Genomic DNA, 17,473 nt, shown 5'->3' with positions numbered 1-17,473 from the left:
TTCCCCGGAGTCCCGCACATGGCAGCCATCGGCCGTTTCAATTCCCTGCAGGTGGTCAAGCACACCGAGATCGGCCTGTTCCTCGACGGCGGCCCCCACGGCGAAATCCTCCTGCCCAAGCGCTACATCCCCAAGGACGAGCCCACCGAGCCGGGCGAGTGGCTGAACGTCTTCATCTACCTCGACAGCGAAGACCGCATCATCGCCACCACCCTGAAGCCCAAGGTGCAGGTCGGCGGCTTCGCCAGCCTGAAGGTGGTGGAAGTCAGCCGCGTCGGCCTGTTCCTCGACTGGGGCCTGCCCAAGGACCTGCTGCTGCCGCACTCGGAAGAGAAGCGCCCGCTGCAGGTCGGCGACTACTGCGTGGTGTACTGCTACATCGACGAGCGCACCCGCCGCATCACCGCCACCGCGCGCCTGGACCGCTATCTGGACGACACCGCGGCGCACTACCAGGCGGGCCAGGAAGTGGACCTGCTGGTGGTGGAGCGCACCGACCTCGGCTTCAAGGCCATCATCGACGGCAGGCACTGGGGGCTCATCCACAAGAACGAACTGTTCAAGTTCGTCCGCAGCGGCATGCGCGAGAAGGGCTACATCAAGGAAGTGCGCGCCGACGGCAAGATCAGCCTGAGCCTGCAGCCGGTCGGCCAGGCCGCCCGCGACGACCTCGGCGAGCGCATCCTTGCTGCCCTGCGCGAGGCCGGCGGCAGCCTGGCGCTGTCCGACAAGAGCCCGCCGGAGGCGATCAGCCGCGAGTTCGGCGTGAGCAAGGGCAATTTCAAGAAAGCCATCGGCGGGCTGTTCAAGCAGGGCCTGATCACCATCCTCGACGACCGCATCGAGCTGCGCTGATTCCACCGGGCCGCAACTGCCCCCGGCAGCCCCGCGGCCGCCCTCGGCGCGATCATCCAGCGGCAGGTCCGGCCGCCGCGGTCGCTACATCATGCGTTTGAAGCGGTGCCAGGCCTGTTCCCAGGCCAGCACCCAGCGCGGCATGGGCGCGCCGAAACCGGCCACTTCCAGGCGCGGGTGGTGGCCGACGACCATGTCCAGCAGCGGCTCCTGGTCGGCCCGCACGTCGACGAAGAACACATGCCGGCCGGCCTGCAGCGAAGGCGCGAAGCGCCGCACGTCGCCGCTGGGCCGTTGCAGGCCGAAGAAGCTGCCTTCCCACAGGCTGAAGCCCAGCAGCACGGCCGCCAGGAACAGCACCGGAATCCAGCCGGCGGCGCTTTCGCTCCAGCCGGCGAAGTAGCCCAGCGCCAGCACCAGGACCGCCAGGGCGACGCCGATGCCCAGCCCGTACTTGCCGCCGCGCACCAGGTCCTTGCGCATCACGTCCGGCACTTCGTGCAGGTGGCGCTGGTCGAGCTGCGCGTCCTGCTCGCTGAGCACGTGCATCTGCTCCTCGGCGATGCCGTTGGCCTTCAGCTCGCTCTCGACGTTCTCCAGCTCGTCCAGGTCGTTGCTGATGTAGTAGTGCCTGTTCATGGAGCACCTCCAGGTCAGTCCCCCGGCTCCCCCTCGGCGAACGCTCCGGCATTCGCGGCAGTTCCACGCGGATCGCCACGTGTCACTCTTTGAATTTTACCTCCCTGGACGCTCCCGGCCCCCCGGGGCGACGGGCGTAGCGGGCCTTGCCAGGCGCCGGGCAAGGGGCGAGGATGCCAGCTCACGCACAACCGCCAGCCAGGGGCCCAGGGGCATGATCCGCGAGATTCTCAAAATGGGCGACGAACGCTTGCTGCGCGTCGCCCCGCCGGTGCCGGCGCAGATGATCGGCAGCGCCGAACTGCAACGACTGATCGACGACATGTTCGACACCATGCACCACGCCGGCGGCGTAGGCCTGGCCGCGCCGCAGATAGGCGTGGACCTGCAACTGGTGATCTTCGGTTTCGAGCGCAGCGAGCGATATCCGGATGCGCCGGCGGTGCCGCCGACCATCCTGCTCAATCCGCTGATCACGCCCTTGGGCGAGGAAATGGAGGAGGGCTGGGAGGGCTGCCTGTCGGTGCCCGGCCTGCGCGGCGCGGTGAATCGTTACAAGCGCATCCGCTACCAGGGGTTGGACCCGCAGGGGCAACCCATCGACCGCACGGTGGAAGGCTTCCATGCCAGGGTGGTGCAGCATGAGTGCGACCACCTGATCGGCCGGCTGTATCCGTCGCGGATCACGGATTTCGGCAAGTTCGGTTTTACCGAGGTGCTGTTCCCGGGGTTGGATCCGAAGGCGGATGATTGAGGGGCCGCCTCCTGGGCATTGGCGTGGCCGGTGAATCCAATCGCGGACAAGGTCCGCTCCTACGCCCGTGCTCCCTGGAATTGTAGGAGCGGGCCCTGCCCGCGATTCGCGCGCAGGGCGCGCTCCTACAGGGGCGTGGCGCGGCTGGGGCAGCGTAGGAGCGGATCTCATCCGCGATCCGCGCCGATACCTCCGGCTATCGCGGACAAGGTCCGCTCCTACCGCATGAGCGAGCACGGCTTTTCGTAGGATGGCGTTGAGCGAAGCGATACCCATCGGCGCAACCGCATGGGTTTCACACGCTCAACCCATCCACCGACCCCTTGAATAATTCGCGGACAACCGCCCCCAAGCGGCCGTCCGCAGCTGCACTCTCAGGACGTTTGCCCGTGACTGCCGAGCAGCGCATTGCCGGATTTCTTCTGCTTCTTCGCCATGCGTTTCTCGTGGGCCGTCTTCAGGGGCTTCTTCTTGCCTTCCTTGTGGGCGTTCAGACCTTTGCTCATGACCGTAACCTCGTGGACTGGGAAGGACTGGCATCCCTGCGGTCGGCGCTCCATCGGCCCGCGGGCGCGGGCCGGTGCCTCTTCAGCATAGACCCGCCGGGCGCTTCAGGCTTGGCCGCTGAGCCGCTCCAGCTCGCGGCGGACCATGGCCGCGTACTGCGGCGGGCCCAGGCGGTAGAGTTCGCCGGCCACCCAGGCCAGCCAGCGCCCGCCCAGGGCCTGGCGCTCGGCCAGTAGCCGGCGGGCCTCGGCTTCGGCCCGGGCGGCGTGTTCGCGGTGATAGTCGGCGCGGCTCATCCCTGGCACTGGAGTTTCTGCGGATCGATCTCGATGCTCGCCAGTGGCTTGCCGTCGCTGCCATCGTAGTCGTGGGCGACGCGGATGCCGTGCTCGCGGATGCGCTGCAACAGCGCCGGCTGCTGGCAGGTGGCGCGCTCCAGGCGGGTGCGCTGCTCGCCCTTGAACTTGTCCAGGGCATCGGCCTGCATGCCCTCGGCCTTCATGCTGGAAATGCCGTAGCGGTAGTGCAGCACCTTGCTGTCGGTGTCCAGGCGCACGTTCTCAAGGCGCGTCACCTGGTCCACCTGCAGCGGCAGTTGCTTGCTCTGCTGCTCGAAGAAGGCGGCCGACTCCTTGAGGAAAGTGGCTTCGTCCTCCGCCCGGGCCTGGGGTTGCAGGCTGGCGAAGGCCGCGCCGGCGAGCAGCAGGGTGGCGCCGAGGCGGCGGGCGGGGCGGAGCATCGGGATGGGCATGCGGGGTTCCTCCGGCTGTGGTTGCGCTGAAGTGTATAGGCCATTTCCCACACCTGCCCGCCGCCTGCGCAACTTCCCCTGGCCGCGACGAGTGGCTAGGCTTGCCCGCAAGGACCGAACTTGAGCCGCGCCGGCGGGTCAACCGTCGACACGGGGCCGCGCCGCGGCCGGACTGCGGAGGAAGGAAACCAGGCATGCGATTCATGGATTTTCGGGGCCTGCGCCTGGGCCCCTGGCAACTGCTGAAACTGACCGTCAAGGAATTCCTCGACGACGAGATGCCCACCTACGCGGCGGCGCTGGCCTACCAGGGGCTGTTCTCGCTGTTCCCGTTCCTGCTGTTCCTCATCGCCCTGCTGGGCTTCCTGCACCTGCCGGAATTCTTCGACTGGCTGCGCGAGCAGGCCGCCTACGTGCTGCCGGGCCAGGCCCTGGAGCAGGTCAACCCGATCATCGACCAGCTGCAGCAGCGCCAGGGCGGGCTGCTTTCGGTGGGGATCGTGGTCGCGCTCTGGTCGTCCTCGGCGGCGGTGCGCTCGCTGATGAACGCGCTCAACGCCGCCTACGACGTGCGCGAGGCGCGCCCGGTGTGGAAGCGCGTGCCGCTGTCGCTGCTCTACACCCTGGGCCTGGCGGTGATGCTGATGCTGGTGACCGCGCTGATGATCCTCGGGCCGCAGGTGATGGGCTGGATCGCCGAGCGCATCGGCCTGCAGGATTACGTGGTGGTGCTCTGGTCGCTGCTGCGCTGGCCGGTGATGGTCCTGCTGATGATGATGGCGGTGGCGGTGATCTACTACGCCACCCCCAACGTCAAGCAGAAGTTCCGCTTCATCACCCCCGGCTCGGTGCTGGCGGTGGTGGCCTGGGTGGCGGCGTCCCTGGCCTTCGGCTTCTACGTGAAGAACTTCGCCGACTACAACGCCATGTACGGCAGCGTCGGCGCCATCATCGTGCTGCTGCTGTACTTCTACATCTCCGCCGCGGTGCTGCTGCTGGGCGCCGAGCTCAATGCGGTGATCGAACACCACCTGCCCCACGGCAAGAACCCCGGCGAGCGCACCTTCGAACAGGCCGAGACGCGCAGCCCCGAGGAGGGCTGAGGCTCACTGCGCCGGCTGCTGGCTGAGCAACTGGTCGACGATCTGCCCGGCGCGCTCGAAGTTCGGGTAGCCGCTCTTGGCCACGTCCAGCTCGGCATAGGCCTTGCGGTATTCCTCGGCCTTCAGCGCGTCGGCCTCCTGGCCGAGCATGGGCTGGTTGTAGACGCGGTAGAGCAGGGCGATGGCGTAGGGCTGGCCGGCCTTGGCGGCGCGCTCCAGCAGGGGCAGGGCCTGGTCCGCCGGGGCCTGCTGGCGAATCTTCAGCAGCGCCTCGTAGAAGGCCACCTCGCCGCGCTGGTCGGCCTCGCGGGCGCGTTCGAGCAGGTCGTTGGCGCGGGCGTAGTTGCCCGGGTCGGCCGAGGCGATCAGCAGCTTCGCCTCGAGCATGTCGTTGCGGTACAGCAGGTGCTGCTGCTCGGCGTCATGGCTGGCGCAGCCGGCCAGGCACAGCGGCAGGCCGATGACGGCGAGGCGGGAGAACGGGTGGCGCATGCCCATGAAGGTCCCTCGATGGCGAACGGGCGCGGAGCCGACGATTTTGCCGTCTCCGCGTGGGCAAGCATAGACGGCCGGCGTGCCGTTCAGGAACCGGGCGCGCGCTCTCGTGCCGAGGTGCCCTTCGTAGGATGGGTTGAGCGAAGCGATACCCATCGGGCCATGGTGATGGGTATCGCAAGCTCAACCCATCCTACGTGACTCGCTGCTGGACAGGGAGCCGCCGTCAAAGCCGCGCCAGGTTCAACCACAGAGTTGCTGGCAAGAAAGGTGAGGCGGCGGATAACCGCGAACGGTTATACGCCCTACGCCCATGGTGGGCTTGGCGTAGGGCGCATAACGCCTCCGGCGTTATCCGCCGTTTGACCTGGGCCATGCTCCCGCTCGGTGACGAGCACGGAGCCGCCCTCGAAGCCACGCCAGGTTCAATCACGGAGTTGCCGGCAAGAAAGGTGAGGCGGCGGATAACCGCGAACGGTTATTCGCCCTACGTCCATGGTGGGCTTGGCGTAGGGCGCATAACGCCTACGGCGTTATCCGCCGTTTGACCTGGGCCATGCCCCCGCTCGCTGCCGAGCACGGAGCCGCTGTCGAAGCCGCGCCAGGTTCAACCACGGAGTTGCCGGCAAGAAAGGTGAAGCGGCGTATAACCGCGAACGGTTATACGCCCTACGTCCATGGCGGGCTTGGCGTAGGGCGCATAACGCCTACGGCGTTATCCGCCGTTTGACCTGGGCCATGCCCCCGCTCGCTGCCAAGCACGGAGCCGCCCTCGAAGCCGCACCAGGTTCAACCACGGAGTTGCTGGCAAGAAAGGTGAAGCGGCGGATAACCGCGAACGGTTATTCGCCCTACGTCCATGGTGGGCTTGGCGTAGGGCGCATAACGCCTCCGGCGTTATCCGCCGTTTGACCTGGGCCATGCCCCCGCTCGCTGCCAAGCACGGAGCCGCCCTCGAAGCCGCGCCAGGTTCAACCACAGAGTTGCTGGCAAGAAAGGTGAAGCGGCGGATAACCGCGAACGGTTATACGCCCTACGCCCATGGCGGGCTTGGCGTAGGGCGGATCTCATCCGCGATTGCGCATGCAGCGGGGCAGGGCTCAGATACCGAAGGCACTCCCGCCGTCGTCGCCATCGAAGCCGCGCTCCAGCTTGATCTTCAGGCTCAGGTCGGTGCGCGAGTCGGCGAACTTCAGGGCGTCGGCGACGCTGATGCGGCCGGCTTCCAGCAACTGGTACAGGCTCTGGTCGAAACTCTGCATGCCCTGCTCCAGGGCGCGTTCGATGGCGCCGCGCAGTTCCGGCAGTTCGTCGCGCTGGATCAGCCCGCGGATGTGCGGCGTGCCCAGCACCAGTTCCACCGCCGCCACGCGGCGCTGGGTGGTGCCCGGCACCAGGCGCTGGCCGACCAGCGCCAGGAGGTTCTGCGACAGGTCGGCCAGCACCTGCGGGCGGGCCTCGTCGGGGAAGAAGCGGGCGATGCGCTCGATGGCGTGGCGGGCGCTGGTGCCGTGCAGGGTGGCCATGCACAGGTGGCCGGTCTCGGCGTAGTGCAGGGCGTGCTGCATGGTCGCGGCGTCGCGGATTTCGCCGAGCATGATCACGTCCGGCGCCTCGCGCAGCACGTTGCGCAGGGCGTCCTCGAAGCTGTGGGTGTCCAGGCCGACTTCGCGCTGGTCGATGATCGAGCGCTGGTGGCTGTGGAGGAACTCGATGGGGTCCTCGATGCAGACGATGTGCCCCGAGCGGTGGCGGTTGCGGAAGTCGAGCATCGCCGCCAGGGTGGTGGACTTGCCGGCGCCGGCCGCGCCCACCACCAGGATCAGGCCGCGGTCCTGCACCGCCAGCTTCTCCAGGATCGACGGCAGGCCGAGGCTGGCGGCGTCGGGGATGACCTGCCTGATCAGCCGCACCACCATGGCCACCTCGCCGCGCTGCAGGTAGACGTTGACGCGGAAGCGTCCGCTGCCGGGCACCGCCACCGCCAGGTTCATCTCCAGGTCGCGCTCGAAGTCGGCGATCTGCTGCTGCGACATCAACTGGTAGGCCAACTGCTTGACCTCGCCGCTGCGCAGGCGGCGCTCGCCGGCCGGGCGGCTGACGCCCTCGACCTTGATGTGCGGCGCCGCGCCGACGCTGAAGAACATGTCGGAACCAGCGTGCTGCGCCAGCTGGTGCAGCAGGCTGAAGACGTCGGGCAGGGCGCTGTCGCTGGCATCGCTCATGGGGAATCCTCGCAAGGGCGGGCGCCCGGGGTGGGACGGGCGCATGTTCTCAGCCTAGCCGGCCTGGCGGACGGTGGCCTGTTGGGTGGCGCGCAGCCTAGCGTGCCGGCGGCGCCGATTTCTTGACCTGGGTCGTCCCGGCGATGTCGATGGGGCTGCGCCAGATTGGTCGATTTCCTACGCAATACAAAGCCAAATCCTTCGTTGCTTGCGGACGTGGATGGCTGACTTGCGCGGGCATTTCTCAATGCTTCGTCTTGGTGCTGCCAATGACCGTCGCCATCCCCCATTTGCGGTTAGGCACTCCCCCGTTTTTACCGCTGTCCGTAGCCGGCAGCTTCCCATACTGCCGTGCCGGAAGGCGGCAGGAAGGCCGCCAGGTTCGTGCAGACACGCGACAGGGCTCGATCCCCCGGCGGCCGGCCGGGTCCACCTGTGCGTAGCGCATCCTGGTCCGGGTCTGGATGCGAAAGATACGCAATACCCACTCGACCAACGGAGACAACCCTTTTCCGGCCGCCCGCACCACCGCCGGCGATCCGCGCCATGCCCGGGGCGCCGGCGCCACCTGGAGAACGTATGGGAACTGCAAGCATGAGTACGTTGGCCGATGGCCGTTTCGCCCCGATCGTCGACATCAGTGATTCACTCCTCCGCCAGCGCCTGTTCGACGCGCTGCTCGGCGCCGCCCCGAGGGACGCCCGCCTGGTGCTGGTCTGTGCCCCGGCGGGCTTCGGCAAGACGACCCTGCTGGCGCAGGTCGAGCGGCTGCTGGCCGAGCGGGGCGAGTACACCTTCTGGGTGAACTGCGGCGAGAGCGACTGCCGGCCGGAACTGTTCCTCGAAAGCCTGCTGCAGTGCCTGCACCAGGGCGGGCTGGGCCCGGCGCCGGATGCCGGCCTCGGCGCGCTGCTCGGCCTGCTCGAAGCCTGCCCGCGCAATTGCAACCTGTTCGTCGACCAGTTGGACCTGGCCCTGGACCTCGAAGTCGAGCGGCTGCTGGAGGACCTGGCCCGGCGCCTGCCTTCGGGGTGCCGCCTGCTGCTGGGCAGCCGGCGGCAACCGGCGCTGCCGCTCACGCAACTGCAACTGGCCGGGCTGCTGCGCGTCGTCGAGGCCGACAACCTGCGGTTCACCGAAGAGGAGACGCAGCAACTGCTCGGCGCGCAGCTGGGCGAGACGCGCGCCCGCTACTGGGCGAACTACACCGAGGGCTGGCCCTTCGCCCTGCAACTGCTGCGCCTGCGCTGCAACGGCAACCTCGACGGCCAGGCGCCGCCGGAGACCGACCCGTACGCCTCGCTGGGCGGCATCTTCGATTACCTCGCCGAGGAGGTGTTCGCCAGCCTGCCTGTGGAGCTGAGCGGGTTCCTGCTCGACTGCAGCATCCTGGACAGCGTGGACGTGCCTAGCGCCAATGCCCTGCGCGGGCGCGACGACGCCGAGCGCTGGCTGCGCGAGGCCGCGCGCCTGGCGCCCATCGTGGTGCCCGAGCAACCGCTGCGGGTGCGCCTGCATCCGCTGCTGCGCGAATTCCTCCTCGGCCGCCTGGAAAGCCGCGAGCCGGACCGCTTCGCCCTGCTGCAGGGGCGCGCGGCCGACTTCCATGCCCAGCGCCAGCAGGTGTTCCGCGCCGTCGAGCACGCCTCGCAAGGGGGGCTCTACTACCAGGCCGTGTCGATCATCCTGGAAGCCGGCGCGGTGCGCCTGCTGGTCAGCGAGGGGGCGGCGCGCACGCGGGCGCTGCTCGAACTGTTGCCGCTGACCCTGGTGCGCCGCGAGCCGCGTCTGCGCCTGATGCTCATCTGCCTGCACATGCTCAGCGGCGAGACGCTGCAGGACAGCCTCGACCTGTCGCGGCTGGAGGCCGCCTACGGCGGCGTGACCTCATCGGCGGAAGACGCGGAGACGCGCACCGACCTGCTCTACGTGCGCGCGATGATGCTCATCGGCTGCGTGCAGCGGGCCGGCGACGGCGCCTCCCGCGAGGTGGTGGTGCGGGCCGTGGCCGATGCCCGCGCGCGCTTCTTCGAGGACCCGCGCTACCTGTGCCTGGTGCTGCCGAGCGAAATCATGCTGCTGCTGCGCTACGGCAACATCGACGAGGCGCGCCTGCGCCTGGAGGAGTTCATCGAGGTCAACCGCAGCGAGGGCTTCCGCGAGAACCAGCCCTGGTCGCTGGTCTACCGGGCCCTGAGCGACAGCGCCCAGGCGCGCTTCGACGAGGTGCTGCAGACGGTGACCTTCCTGCTGGCCAAGGACGGGCCGCTGGCCTCGCCACAGGCGCGGGTGCTCTTCCATCTGGTGCATGCGCTGCTCGGCCATGTCCACTACGTGCGTGGCGAGCTGGAGCAGGCGCGGCAGGCGTTCGCGCACTGCGCCTCGCGCCTGGGCAACGCCATGGCCGAGGCCTGGGAGCGCGGCCTGATCGGCGCGGCGCGGGCGGCCTACTTCCTCGGCGATAGCGCCCAGGCCATGGCCAGCCTGGAGGCGGCCTGGGCCGGGCGGGCCCTGGAGTACCCGCTGCGCCGCGCGGTGGCCGCGACCCTCGTGGAGCTGCGCCTGCGCCAGGGCGAGGTGGAGGCCGGCCTGGAACTGGCGCTGGAGATCAACCTGGCGAAGCTCTGGCAGGAGATCCTGGACGGGCGCCCGCTGTTCTGGGCCGAGCTGGTCGCCATCGCCCAGGCCCACTACTGGCTGCAGGCCGCCCAGGGGCAGATGGCGGCGGCGCTGCTGACGGCGGAGGCCTTCGAGCGCCTGGCCCGCGAGCGGCGCAACCGCTCCTGCGTCGGCCGCGCCCTGGCGCTCAAGGCCCACGCGCTGCTGGCCGGCGAACTGCCCGGCCAGCCCACGGCGGTGCTCGACGAGGCGCTGGAATTGCTCGGCCAGGGCGGCGCGGTGCAGAGCTTCATCGAGGCGGGCGCCGAGGTGATCACCCACCTGCGCGAGATGTCGAGGCGCCAGGGCCACGCCCAGGCGCAGTTGATCGCGCGCTGCATCGAACTCTGGGAAAGGCACTTCCGCGCGCGCCTGGATGCCCAGGCCCTGTTCACCCGGCGCGAACTGGATGCGCTGATGGGCCTGGCCGGCGGCCGCACCACCAAGGTCATCGCCCGCGAACTGGGGATTTCCCCGGAGACGGTCAAGCAGCACCTGAAATCGGTCTACGCCAAGCTGGGCGTGCACCGGCGCCGGGAGGCGCTGGCCGTGGCGCGGCGCCGGGCCATCCTGCCCTGAGCCAGGGCGCCGTTCCGGCCTGCCGGAACGGAAACCGGGGGGCGGCCTCGATTCTTCGCCGGGGGATCGGCTGCTTCCCCCAGGTTTCTCCGTGGGCTGCGTCCGCATATCCCGCGCGGCCGAACGCCAGGACGCCATCCAGGCCACTCCCGCCAGCGCCTTAGCGACGGGGGGCAGCGCTCCCCCGATTTACCCGCCACCTTCCCTCATCCCGGGACGGCTCGCGCCGTCCGAGTCTTCGCATACTGCGCCCGGCAGGCAGCGGCGGCACTGCGCCGCGCGGCCAGCCCATGACAACAACAATCCGCGGCCCACGAGGCCGCAGGCTTCGCCAGGCCGTGAGCCGCGACGGCTCAGCCGGCAGGGCGCAGGAGGCGTGCAATGAATCTTCGAAGAACGACCGCGGTACTCCTCGGCCAGGCGGCGCTGCCCCTGGCCTGCGCATTCGCCGCCGAGGGGGCCAGCTACGGCGGGCCGGTGGGCGGCACCGACCTGGGGGCGGCGCTGCTGCCGGCCACCTCCGGTCTGTACGGCGGGCTGGTGCTCGGCTACGCCAGCGGCGACCGCTTCCATGGCAACGACGGCGGGCGCGACCCGGCGCTGGAAGGCCGCATGGCGTCCCAGGTGGCTGCCCTGGGCCTGCTCTACGTCTACCCCGGGCAGGTCTTCGGCGGCACCCTGGCCTCCAGCCTGCAGGGCAGCGTCAACGGCGGGCGCATGGAGCTGAACGGCGAGGCCCAGCACTACCAGGGCTTCGGCGACCTCTACGCGGACCTGCTGATGTGGAGCCGCTACCTGGGCGACGCCGCCCCCGGCCAGCGGCCCACCGGGGCGACGCTCAAGCTGGCGTACTCGATGGTGTTCCCCAGCGGCCGCTACAACACCTCGGACCTCTACACCTCCGGGCGCAACGTCTACTTCTTCGTGCCCAACGCCGCGCTCACCTACCTCGGCGGGCCGAACGCCCTGGGCGAGGGCCTGGAGCTGAGCCTGCACGCCTTCGTCAACGTCGCCTCCCGGAACCGCGCCACCGACTACGAAAGCGGCACCGTGGCCAACCTCAACTTCGCCGTCGGCCAGCGCATTGGCCGCTGGCAGCTGGGCCTGGCCGGCTACCACGCGCGCCAGCTCGACGACGACCGCCAGCACGGCGCGCGCGTCGAGCCGGACGGCCGGCGCTACCGCGCCACCGCGCTGGGGCCGGTGCTGGCCTACGACCTGCCGCGCGCCGCCGGCTCGCTGAAGTTCAAGGCGCTGGCGCCGCTGAGCACGCGTAATTCGCTGGCGGCCAATACCGCCTACGTCGTCTGGTCACGTTCGCTTTGAGGAGAGAGCCCATGGTCCGCAAGGACACCCCTGCGCTGCGCATCGGCATCGATGTCGGCGGCACCAATACCGACGCCGTGCTGATGCGCGGCCGCGAAGTGCTCTGCGCCCTGAAGCGCCCCACCACCGCGGCGGTCGGCGACGGCGTGGCGGCGGCGGTCGACGAACTGCTGCGCGAGGCGGCGGTGGAACCGGCGGCGGTGGCCGCGGTGATGCTGGGCACCACCCAGCTGCTCAACGCCTTCCTCGAACGCCGGCACCTGGCGCGGGTCGCGGTGGTACGCCTGGCCCTGCCGCGCGGCGACGGCGTGCCGCCGCTGCAGGGCTGGCCGGCGGAGCTGTGCGAGGCGATCGATGGGCAGGTCTTCCTGGCCGACGGCGGCGCGCTGTTCAACGGCCGCACCTACAGCGCGCTGGATGTGCGCCAGCTCGAACGGATCGGCGCATCGATCCGCCAGCGGGGCGCCGAGGCGCTGGTGCTGTCCACCACCTTCGCCCCGCTGCGCCCGGACATCGAGCAGGAAGCGGCGGCGGTGCTGCTGAAGGTCCTGGGTGACGCGGTGCACCTGACGCTGTCCTCGGATGTCGGCGGCATCGGCCTGCTGGAACGGGAGAACGCGGCCATCGTCAACGCCAGCCTGCAGCCGCTGGCGCAGCGGGTGGTCGGCGACCTGATGCGGGCCTTCCGCCGCCTGCAACTGAACGCGCCGCTGTTCATCAGCCAGAACGACGGCACCCTGATCACCCCATCGATGGCCACGCGCTTCCCGATCCTCACCTGCGCCGCGGGGCCGACCAACAGCCTGCGCGGCGCGGCCTTCCTCACCGGTGTGGAGGACGCCCTGGTGCTGGACATCGGCGGCACCACCAGCGATATCGGCGCGCTGGTCCAGGGCTTCCCACGGCAGACCGCCGGCCCCCTGGAGCTGGGCGGAGTGCGTTGCAACCTGCGCATGCCCGACACCCTGTCCGTCGCCCTCGGCGGCGGCACCCTGGTGCGCCTGGAAGGTGGCCGGCCGGTGCTCGGCCCCGAGTCCCTGGGCCTGCGCTTGCGCCAGCGGGCCAGGGTATTCGGCGGCGACGCGCTGTGCGCGACCGACATCGCCGTGGCCGCCCACGGCCTGCAGGGCATCGGCGACCCGCGGCGCCTCGCCGATCTCGAACCGGCCCAGGTGGAGCAGGCCATGGCCGCCATCCGCGGGACACTGGAGCACGCCCTGGAACGCATGCGCACCAGCAGCGCGCCCTTGCCGGTGGTGCTGGTGGGTGGCGGCAGCATCCTCCTGCCCATGCACCTGCAGGGCGCCGCGCAGGTGCTGCGCCCGGCCCGCGCGGAGGTGGCCAACGCCATCGGCGCGGCCATCGCCCAGGTCAGCGGGCGTGTCGACCGCTTGTTCCAGATGCACCCGGGCAACCGCGAAAGCGTGCTGCGCCAGGCCCGCCAGGAGGCCATCGATGCCGCCGTGGAGGCTGGCGCCGAGCCCGCCAGCGTCGGCGTCGTGGAACTGAACGAGCTGCCCATGACGCACCTGCGCGCCGGCGCCACCCGCGTGCAGGTCCGCGCCGTCGGCGACCTGGCCCTGGCCGCCACCCATTGACCCCTCCCGAAGAGGACCCGAGCATGCCTTGCTTCGATACCATTTCCAGCCAGGACCTGGCGCGCGGCGCCGTGCTGCTGGGCACCGGCGGCGGGGGCGACCCCCATGTCGGCGAGCTGTTCCTGCGTCGCCAACTGCAGCGTGGCCTGCAGCCGCGCCTGCTGCCACTGGCCGAGCTCGCCGACGAGGCCTTCGTGGTCAGCGTCGCCGGGATAGGCGCGCCCACCGTGCTGGTCGAACACCTGCTCAGCGAGGCCGCCCTGCAGCACCTGCTGCAGCAGGCCGAGGCGTTCTACGCACGGCCGATAGACGCGCTGATCTGCGCCGAGGTCGGCGGCGCCAATGCCATGCTGCCGCTGGCCGCCGCGGCCCTGAGCGGCCTGCCGCTGGTGGATGCCGACGGCATCGGCCGGGCCTTCCCGCACATCGACATGACCACCTTCGGCATCCACGGCTGCAGCGCTTCGCCGGCCCTGTTCAGCGACGACCTGGGCAACCTGGCGCGCCTGAGCGCGGTCGACAACCCGAGCCTGGAACTCATGGTCCGGGCCCTGGCCGCGAGCCTGGGCGGCAGCCTGTACGGCGTGCTCTATCCGCTGAGCGGGGCCCAGGCGAAGCGCTTCGCGGTAGCGGGCAGCATCACCCAGGCCCTGCGCATCGGCCGCCACATCCGCGAGGCGCGCGCCGGCAGCGCCGACCCGGTGGCCGGGCTGGTGCGCTTCCTCGACGGCCTGGAGCCGGGGCGCCGCGCCCGCGAGCTGTTCGACGGCAAGGTCGCCGACGTGCGCCACGAGACCCGCGACGGCTTCCACTGGGGCCAGGTGTTGCTGGAGCCGGCCAGCGGCAGCGGCGAAGCGGTGGTCATCGACATCCAGAACGAGTTCCTCCGCGCCCGCCAGGGCGAGCGCGTGCTGGCGGTGGTGCCCGACCTGCTGTGCCTGCTCGACAGCGAGAGCGCCGAGCCGCTGACCGCCGAGAACCTGCGCTACGGCATGCGCGTGCGCCTGCTGGCCTACGCCGCGCCGCCGTGCCTGCTCAGCGAGGCGGCGCTGGCGGTGGTGGGCCCGGCGCGCTTCGGCCTGGACTCGCCGTGGCGCTCCTTCCTGGCCGATGACCAGGGGAGGGCGCCGGCATGAACGACCTACCTGGCGCGCAGCCCGACGGCGACCCTGCCACCTGCGCCCTGCCACACGGCGAAGGCCTGGGCGCCTGGCGACTCGGCCTGATCCTGATGGGCGCGCTGATCGCCCTGCCGTGCTTCGTCACCGGCGCCGAACTGGCCCACGCCCTGGGCCGGCAGCAGGCGCTGCTGGCCTGCCTGGGCGGCGGCGCGGTGCTCCTGCTGCTGGCGCTGCCCGCCGCCTACGCCGGGGCGCGCTCGCGGCTGAGCACCTACATGCTGATCCTCGACGCCTTCGGCGCCGTGGGCGGGCGCTGCGTCAACCTGGTGCTGTCGCTGGCGCTGCTGGGCTGGTTCGGCGTGGTCGCCGGCCTGTTCGGCCAGGCCATGGCGGCGGCCGCGCCGGCCGTCCTGGCAGGGGTGCCGGCGCAGGGCTGGAGCCTGGCCGGCTGCCTGCTGATGCTGCTCACCAACCTGGTCGGCTTCCGCGCCCTGGACCGGCTGTCGCAACTGGCCACGCCGCTGAAGCTGGGCCTGGTGCTGTGGGCCTGCTGGGTGGCGCTGAAAGGCCACGGCATGCCGCCCGCGGGCGGTGGCGCCGGGGATTACTCGGTGCTGCAGGGCATGTCGCTGGTGGTGGGCGGCGTGGTCATCGGCTGCATCCTGCTGCCGGACATCTGCCGCCACGCCCTGTCGCCCGGCCGCGCGCTGGCGGCGGTGTTCTGCGCCTTCGGCCTGGGCTTCCCGCTGGTGCTGGCGCTGGCCGGGCTGCCCAGCCTGGCCACCGGGGAGCGGCAACTGGTGGCGATCATGCTCGCCCTCGGCCTGGGCCTGCCGGCGATGCTGATCATCCTGCTCTCGGCCTGGTCGACCAACGCCTACAACCTCTACGCGGCGACCCTGGTGTGCGCCAGCGTGGCGCCGCAGGTGCAGCGCCGGCGCCTGGCGCTGTTCACCGGGCTGGTCGGCGCGACATTGGGGCTGGCCGGCCTGGGCGACGCCCTGCAGCATTACCTGGCGCTGCTGGCCGTGGCCCTGCCGCCGGTGGGCGGGGTCTACCTGTGCAACTACTACCTGAATCTGCGGGGCGCCGTGCGCAGCCCTCGCCGCTGGCGGCCGGAAGCCTTCGGCGCCTGGGCCTGCGGGGTAGGGGCGGCGGCATTGCAGGTGCTCTGGCCGTTCACCCTGACCTGGGTGCCGGCGCTGGATTCGCTGCTGCTGGCGGCTGGCTGCTATCTGCTGCTGCGCGCCATCGCCGCGCGCCGCGGAGTGCGGAAGCCGGGCGTGGCCCGGCAAGGCAGCCGGGCGCTGTTGCCCTGAGGCGCGCCCGGTTGGGAGGGATCAGTCTTCGCGGCTGGTGACTTCCACCAGGTGGTAGCCGAACTGGGTCTTCACCGGGCCCTGGACCTGGTTCAGCGGCGCGCTGAACACCACCTGGTCGAACTCGCGGACCATCTGGCCCGGGCGGAAGGAACCCAGGTCGCCGCCGCTGCGGCCGGACGGGCAGGTGGAATGCTCGCGGGCCAGGGCGGCGAAGTCGGCGCCACCTTCGATGGCGGCCTTGAGTTCATTGCACTTGGCTTCGCTGGAAACCAGGATGTGACGGGCGGAAGCGCGGGCCATGGTGATGCTCCTGAAAGGCAGAGGGGAGGGAGGCAGAGACTAGCGCATTTGCCGGTACGGTGCGGAGGGTTTCCGTCGGGGCGATACGCCGGGGCCATGGCCAGACGGCGGATAACGCCAGGCCCGACCATAACGTAGGGCGAATAACCGTTCGCGGTTATCCGCCGATACACCCAGGTTGCCACCAACGCCGAGGTCGGCCCCGGAGTCGTCGGGAATCAAGGCCAGACGGCGGATAACGCCGTAGGCGTTATGCGCCCTACGCCAGACCCGACCATAACGTAGGGCGAATAACCGTTCGCGGTTATCCGCCGATACACCGAGGTCGCAACCAACGCCAAGGTCGGCCCCGGAGGCGCCGGGGACCAAGGCCAGGCGGCGGATAACGCCGTAGGCGTTATGCGCCCTACGGGAAATGGCGCGGGTGAGGCAGACCGTGCCTCAACGCTTGCCGAACACCTCGTCCAGATGCTTGCGATAACGCTCCACATCCGCCTCGATGTTCGGCCGCTTCATCACATCCACACAGAGGAAGGTCGGCAGCGCCTGCATGCCGAGGAACTGGTTGGCCTTGTGGAAGGGGAAGTAGACCGCATCCACGCCCTTGCCCTCGAAGAAGTCGCTGGGGTCGTCGAAGGCCTGCTGCGGGGCGTTCCAGGTCAGCGAGAGCATGTAGCGCTTGCCGTGGATCAGGCCGCCGCTGCCGTACTTCTGCGAGGCGTCGGAGCGGGTGCGGCCGTCGTTGGCGTAGAGGCTGCCGTGGCCGGCGGTGAACACCTCGTCGACGTACTTCTTCACGGTCCAGGGCGCGCCCATCCACCAGCCGGGCATCTGGTAGATCACCACGTCGGCCCAGAGGAATTTCTGCACCTCTTCGTCGATGTCGTAGCCGCCGTCGATGAAGGTTTGCTTCACGTCGAAGCCGGCGTGGTCGAGGTGGGCCAGGGCCGCTTCGTGCAGGGTGGCGTTGTATTGGCCGTTGGAATGGGCGAACTGCTTGCCGCCGTTGAGCAGGAGGATGTTTTGCATGGAAAGGCTCCGAAAGCTGTAAGTGACCGGCAGGATAGCCAGCCCGCGGAAGCGGAAAAACCGGCCGCGCGGCAATTGATTTGTGTTTCTAACTCACGAATCGGCGCCGGGAATTGCTCCAGGTTATGCAATCGGCAGATAGCCCGGCGCGCACGGGTGACTTCGACCCCACGCCAGGGGGCAGCGAAATCCCGCCGGATCGCGCATCATG

16 protein-coding genes are annotated in these 17,473 nt (G+C 70.0%); 8 read left to right on the top strand and 8 right to left on the bottom strand.

Going from position 1 to position 17,473, the window contains the following annotated elements; genetic code table 11:
* The first annotated feature begins 18 nt into the window (after positions 1 to 18).
* Positions 19 to 855 carry a CvfB family protein gene (locus tag RN02_RS12245; RefSeq protein ID WP_009621700.1) on the top strand — a complete coding sequence of 279 codons (837 nt, stop codon included), beginning with the start codon at positions 19 to 21 and terminating at the stop codon, positions 853 to 855.
* Between the two features lie 84 nt (positions 856 to 939).
* Here the strand turns inward: RN02_RS12245 and RN02_RS12240 are convergent, their stop codons facing one another.
* A complete protein-coding gene (locus RN02_RS12240; protein ID WP_009621708.1) occupies positions 940 to 1,494 on the bottom strand; it encodes a hypothetical protein in 555 nt (184 codons plus the stop codon).
* 214 nt (positions 1,495 to 1,708) lie between these two features.
* Here RN02_RS12240 and def point away from each other — a divergent pair, with 214 nt between their 5' ends.
* Complete coding sequence (gene def / locus RN02_RS12235) at positions 1,709 to 2,248, top strand: peptide deformylase (RefSeq protein WP_043314754.1); 540 nt, start codon at positions 1,709 to 1,711, stop codon at positions 2,246 to 2,248.
* A gap of 374 nt (positions 2,249 to 2,622) precedes the next feature.
* Here def and RN02_RS34460 read toward each other — a convergent pair whose 3' ends face one another.
* The 3 genes from RN02_RS34460 to RN02_RS12225 form a co-directional block, all read right to left on the bottom strand.
* Positions 2,623 to 2,754 (bottom strand): hypothetical protein, encoded by a 132-nt coding sequence (locus tag RN02_RS34460; RefSeq protein WP_009621712.1) that lies wholly within the window; start codon positions 2,752 to 2,754, stop codon positions 2,623 to 2,625.
* A gap of 105 nt (positions 2,755 to 2,859) precedes the next feature.
* A complete protein-coding gene (locus RN02_RS12230) occupies positions 2,860 to 3,051 on the bottom strand; it encodes a hypothetical protein (protein WP_043270763.1) in 192 nt (63 codons plus the stop codon).
* Positions 3,048 to 3,506 carry a hypothetical protein gene (locus RN02_RS12225; RefSeq protein ID WP_043314753.1) on the bottom strand — a complete coding sequence of 153 codons (459 nt, stop codon included), beginning with the start codon at positions 3,504 to 3,506 and terminating at the stop codon, positions 3,048 to 3,050. The genes RN02_RS12230 and RN02_RS12225 overlap by 4 nt, the downstream gene beginning before the upstream one ends.
* Positions 3,507 to 3,700: 194 nt before the next feature.
* Between RN02_RS12225 and RN02_RS12220 the strand changes: the two genes are divergently transcribed.
* Complete coding sequence (locus tag RN02_RS12220) at positions 3,701 to 4,609, top strand: YihY/virulence factor BrkB family protein (protein WP_009621718.1); 909 nt, start codon at positions 3,701 to 3,703, stop codon at positions 4,607 to 4,609.
* Between the two features lie 3 nt (positions 4,610 to 4,612).
* Here RN02_RS12220 and RN02_RS12215 read toward each other — a convergent pair whose 3' ends face one another.
* Together RN02_RS12215 and RN02_RS12210 are read right to left on the bottom strand one after the other, a co-directional pair.
* The gene (locus RN02_RS12215) at positions 4,613 to 5,107 is read right to left on the bottom strand and encodes a hypothetical protein (RefSeq protein WP_009621720.1); all 495 of its coding nucleotides are present in this window, start codon (positions 5,105 to 5,107) and stop codon (positions 4,613 to 4,615) included.
* Between the two features lie 1,097 nt (positions 5,108 to 6,204).
* A complete protein-coding gene (locus RN02_RS12210; protein WP_009621730.1) occupies positions 6,205 to 7,329 on the bottom strand; it encodes a PilT/PilU family type 4a pilus ATPase in 1,125 nt (374 codons plus the stop codon).
* Between the two features lie 594 nt (positions 7,330 to 7,923).
* Between RN02_RS12210 and RN02_RS12205 the strand changes: the two genes are divergently transcribed.
* The 5 genes from RN02_RS12205 (at position 7,924) to RN02_RS33730 (ending at position 15,930) form a co-directional block, all read left to right on the top strand.
* Entirely contained in the window at positions 7,924 to 10,566 is a 2,643-nt protein-coding gene (locus RN02_RS12205) for a LuxR C-terminal-related transcriptional regulator (protein ID WP_160326819.1), read from the top strand.
* 381 nt (positions 10,567 to 10,947) lie between these two features.
* Positions 10,948 to 11,892 carry a SphA family protein gene (locus tag RN02_RS12200; RefSeq protein WP_043270753.1) on the top strand — a complete coding sequence of 315 codons (945 nt, stop codon included), beginning with the start codon at positions 10,948 to 10,950 and terminating at the stop codon, positions 11,890 to 11,892.
* An 11-nt stretch (positions 11,893 to 11,903) separates the two neighbouring features.
* A complete protein-coding gene (locus RN02_RS12195; protein WP_043314751.1) occupies positions 11,904 to 13,490 on the top strand; it encodes a hydantoinase/oxoprolinase N-terminal domain-containing protein in 1,587 nt (528 codons plus the stop codon).
* A 23-nt stretch (positions 13,491 to 13,513) separates the two neighbouring features.
* Positions 13,514 to 14,626, top strand: coding sequence for a DUF917 domain-containing protein (locus RN02_RS12190; protein WP_043314750.1), 1,113 nt, complete (start codon positions 13,514 to 13,516; stop codon positions 14,624 to 14,626).
* Positions 14,623 to 15,930 (top strand): hypothetical protein, encoded by a 1,308-nt coding sequence (locus RN02_RS33730; protein WP_043314749.1) that lies wholly within the window; start codon positions 14,623 to 14,625, stop codon positions 15,928 to 15,930. Before RN02_RS12190 ends, RN02_RS33730 begins: the two co-directional genes overlap by 4 nt.
* 21 nt (positions 15,931 to 15,951) lie before the next feature.
* Here the strand turns inward: RN02_RS33730 and RN02_RS12180 are convergent, their stop codons facing one another.
* A complete protein-coding gene (locus tag RN02_RS12180) occupies positions 15,952 to 16,233 on the bottom strand; it encodes a peptidylprolyl isomerase (RefSeq protein ID WP_009621739.1) in 282 nt (93 codons plus the stop codon).
* Between the two features lie 441 nt (positions 16,234 to 16,674).
* On the bottom strand, positions 16,675 to 17,262 hold the full coding sequence (locus tag RN02_RS12175; RefSeq protein ID WP_043314748.1) for an NAD(P)H-dependent oxidoreductase: 588 nt from the start codon (positions 17,260 to 17,262) through the stop codon (positions 16,675 to 16,677).
* Positions 17,263 to 17,473: the final 211 nt, after the last annotated feature.

The sequence above is a fragment of the Pseudomonas sp. PI1 genome (assembly GCF_000812405.1).
Classification (GTDB): domain Bacteria; phylum Pseudomonadota; class Gammaproteobacteria; order Pseudomonadales; family Pseudomonadaceae; genus Pseudomonas; species Pseudomonas citronellolis.
This window is presented reverse-complemented; position numbering and strand designations above follow the sequence as displayed.

Excerpts from the sequence above, each read along its gene's own strand:
- RN02_RS12245 (WP_009621700.1), top strand. The coding sequence starts at position 19 with ATGGCAGCCATCGGCCGTTTCAATTCCCTGCAGGTGGTCAAGCACACC.
- RN02_RS12240 (WP_009621708.1), bottom strand. The coding sequence starts at position 1,494 with ATGAACAGGCACTACTACATCAGCAACGACCTGGACGAGCTGGAGAAC.
- def (WP_043314754.1), top strand. The coding sequence starts at position 1,709 with ATGATCCGCGAGATTCTCAAAATGGGCGACGAACGCTTGCTGCGCGTC.
- RN02_RS34460 (WP_009621712.1), bottom strand. The coding sequence starts at position 2,754 with ATGAGCAAAGGTCTGAACGCCCACAAGGAAGGCAAGAAGAAGCCCCTG.
- RN02_RS12230 (WP_043270763.1), bottom strand. The coding sequence starts at position 3,051 with ATGAGCCGCGCCGACTATCACCGCGAACACGCCGCCCGGGCCGAAGCC.
- RN02_RS12225 (WP_043314753.1), bottom strand. The coding sequence starts at position 3,506 with ATGCCCATCCCGATGCTCCGCCCCGCCCGCCGCCTCGGCGCCACCCTG.
- RN02_RS12220 (WP_009621718.1), top strand. The coding sequence starts at position 3,701 with ATGCGATTCATGGATTTTCGGGGCCTGCGCCTGGGCCCCTGGCAACTG.
- RN02_RS12215 (WP_009621720.1), bottom strand. The coding sequence starts at position 5,107 with ATGGGCATGCGCCACCCGTTCTCCCGCCTCGCCGTCATCGGCCTGCCG.
- RN02_RS12210 (WP_009621730.1), bottom strand. The coding sequence starts at position 7,329 with ATGAGCGATGCCAGCGACAGCGCCCTGCCCGACGTCTTCAGCCTGCTG.
- RN02_RS12205 (WP_160326819.1), top strand. The coding sequence starts at position 7,924 with ATGAGTACGTTGGCCGATGGCCGTTTCGCCCCGATCGTCGACATCAGT.
- RN02_RS12200 (WP_043270753.1), top strand. The coding sequence starts at position 10,948 with ATGAATCTTCGAAGAACGACCGCGGTACTCCTCGGCCAGGCGGCGCTG.
- RN02_RS12195 (WP_043314751.1), top strand. The coding sequence starts at position 11,904 with ATGGTCCGCAAGGACACCCCTGCGCTGCGCATCGGCATCGATGTCGGC.
- RN02_RS12190 (WP_043314750.1), top strand. The coding sequence starts at position 13,514 with ATGCCTTGCTTCGATACCATTTCCAGCCAGGACCTGGCGCGCGGCGCC.
- RN02_RS33730 (WP_043314749.1), top strand. The coding sequence starts at position 14,623 with ATGAACGACCTACCTGGCGCGCAGCCCGACGGCGACCCTGCCACCTGC.
- RN02_RS12180 (WP_009621739.1), bottom strand. The coding sequence starts at position 16,233 with ATGGCCCGCGCTTCCGCCCGTCACATCCTGGTTTCCAGCGAAGCCAAG.
- RN02_RS12175 (WP_043314748.1), bottom strand. The coding sequence starts at position 17,262 with ATGCAAAACATCCTCCTGCTCAACGGCGGCAAGCAGTTCGCCCATTCC.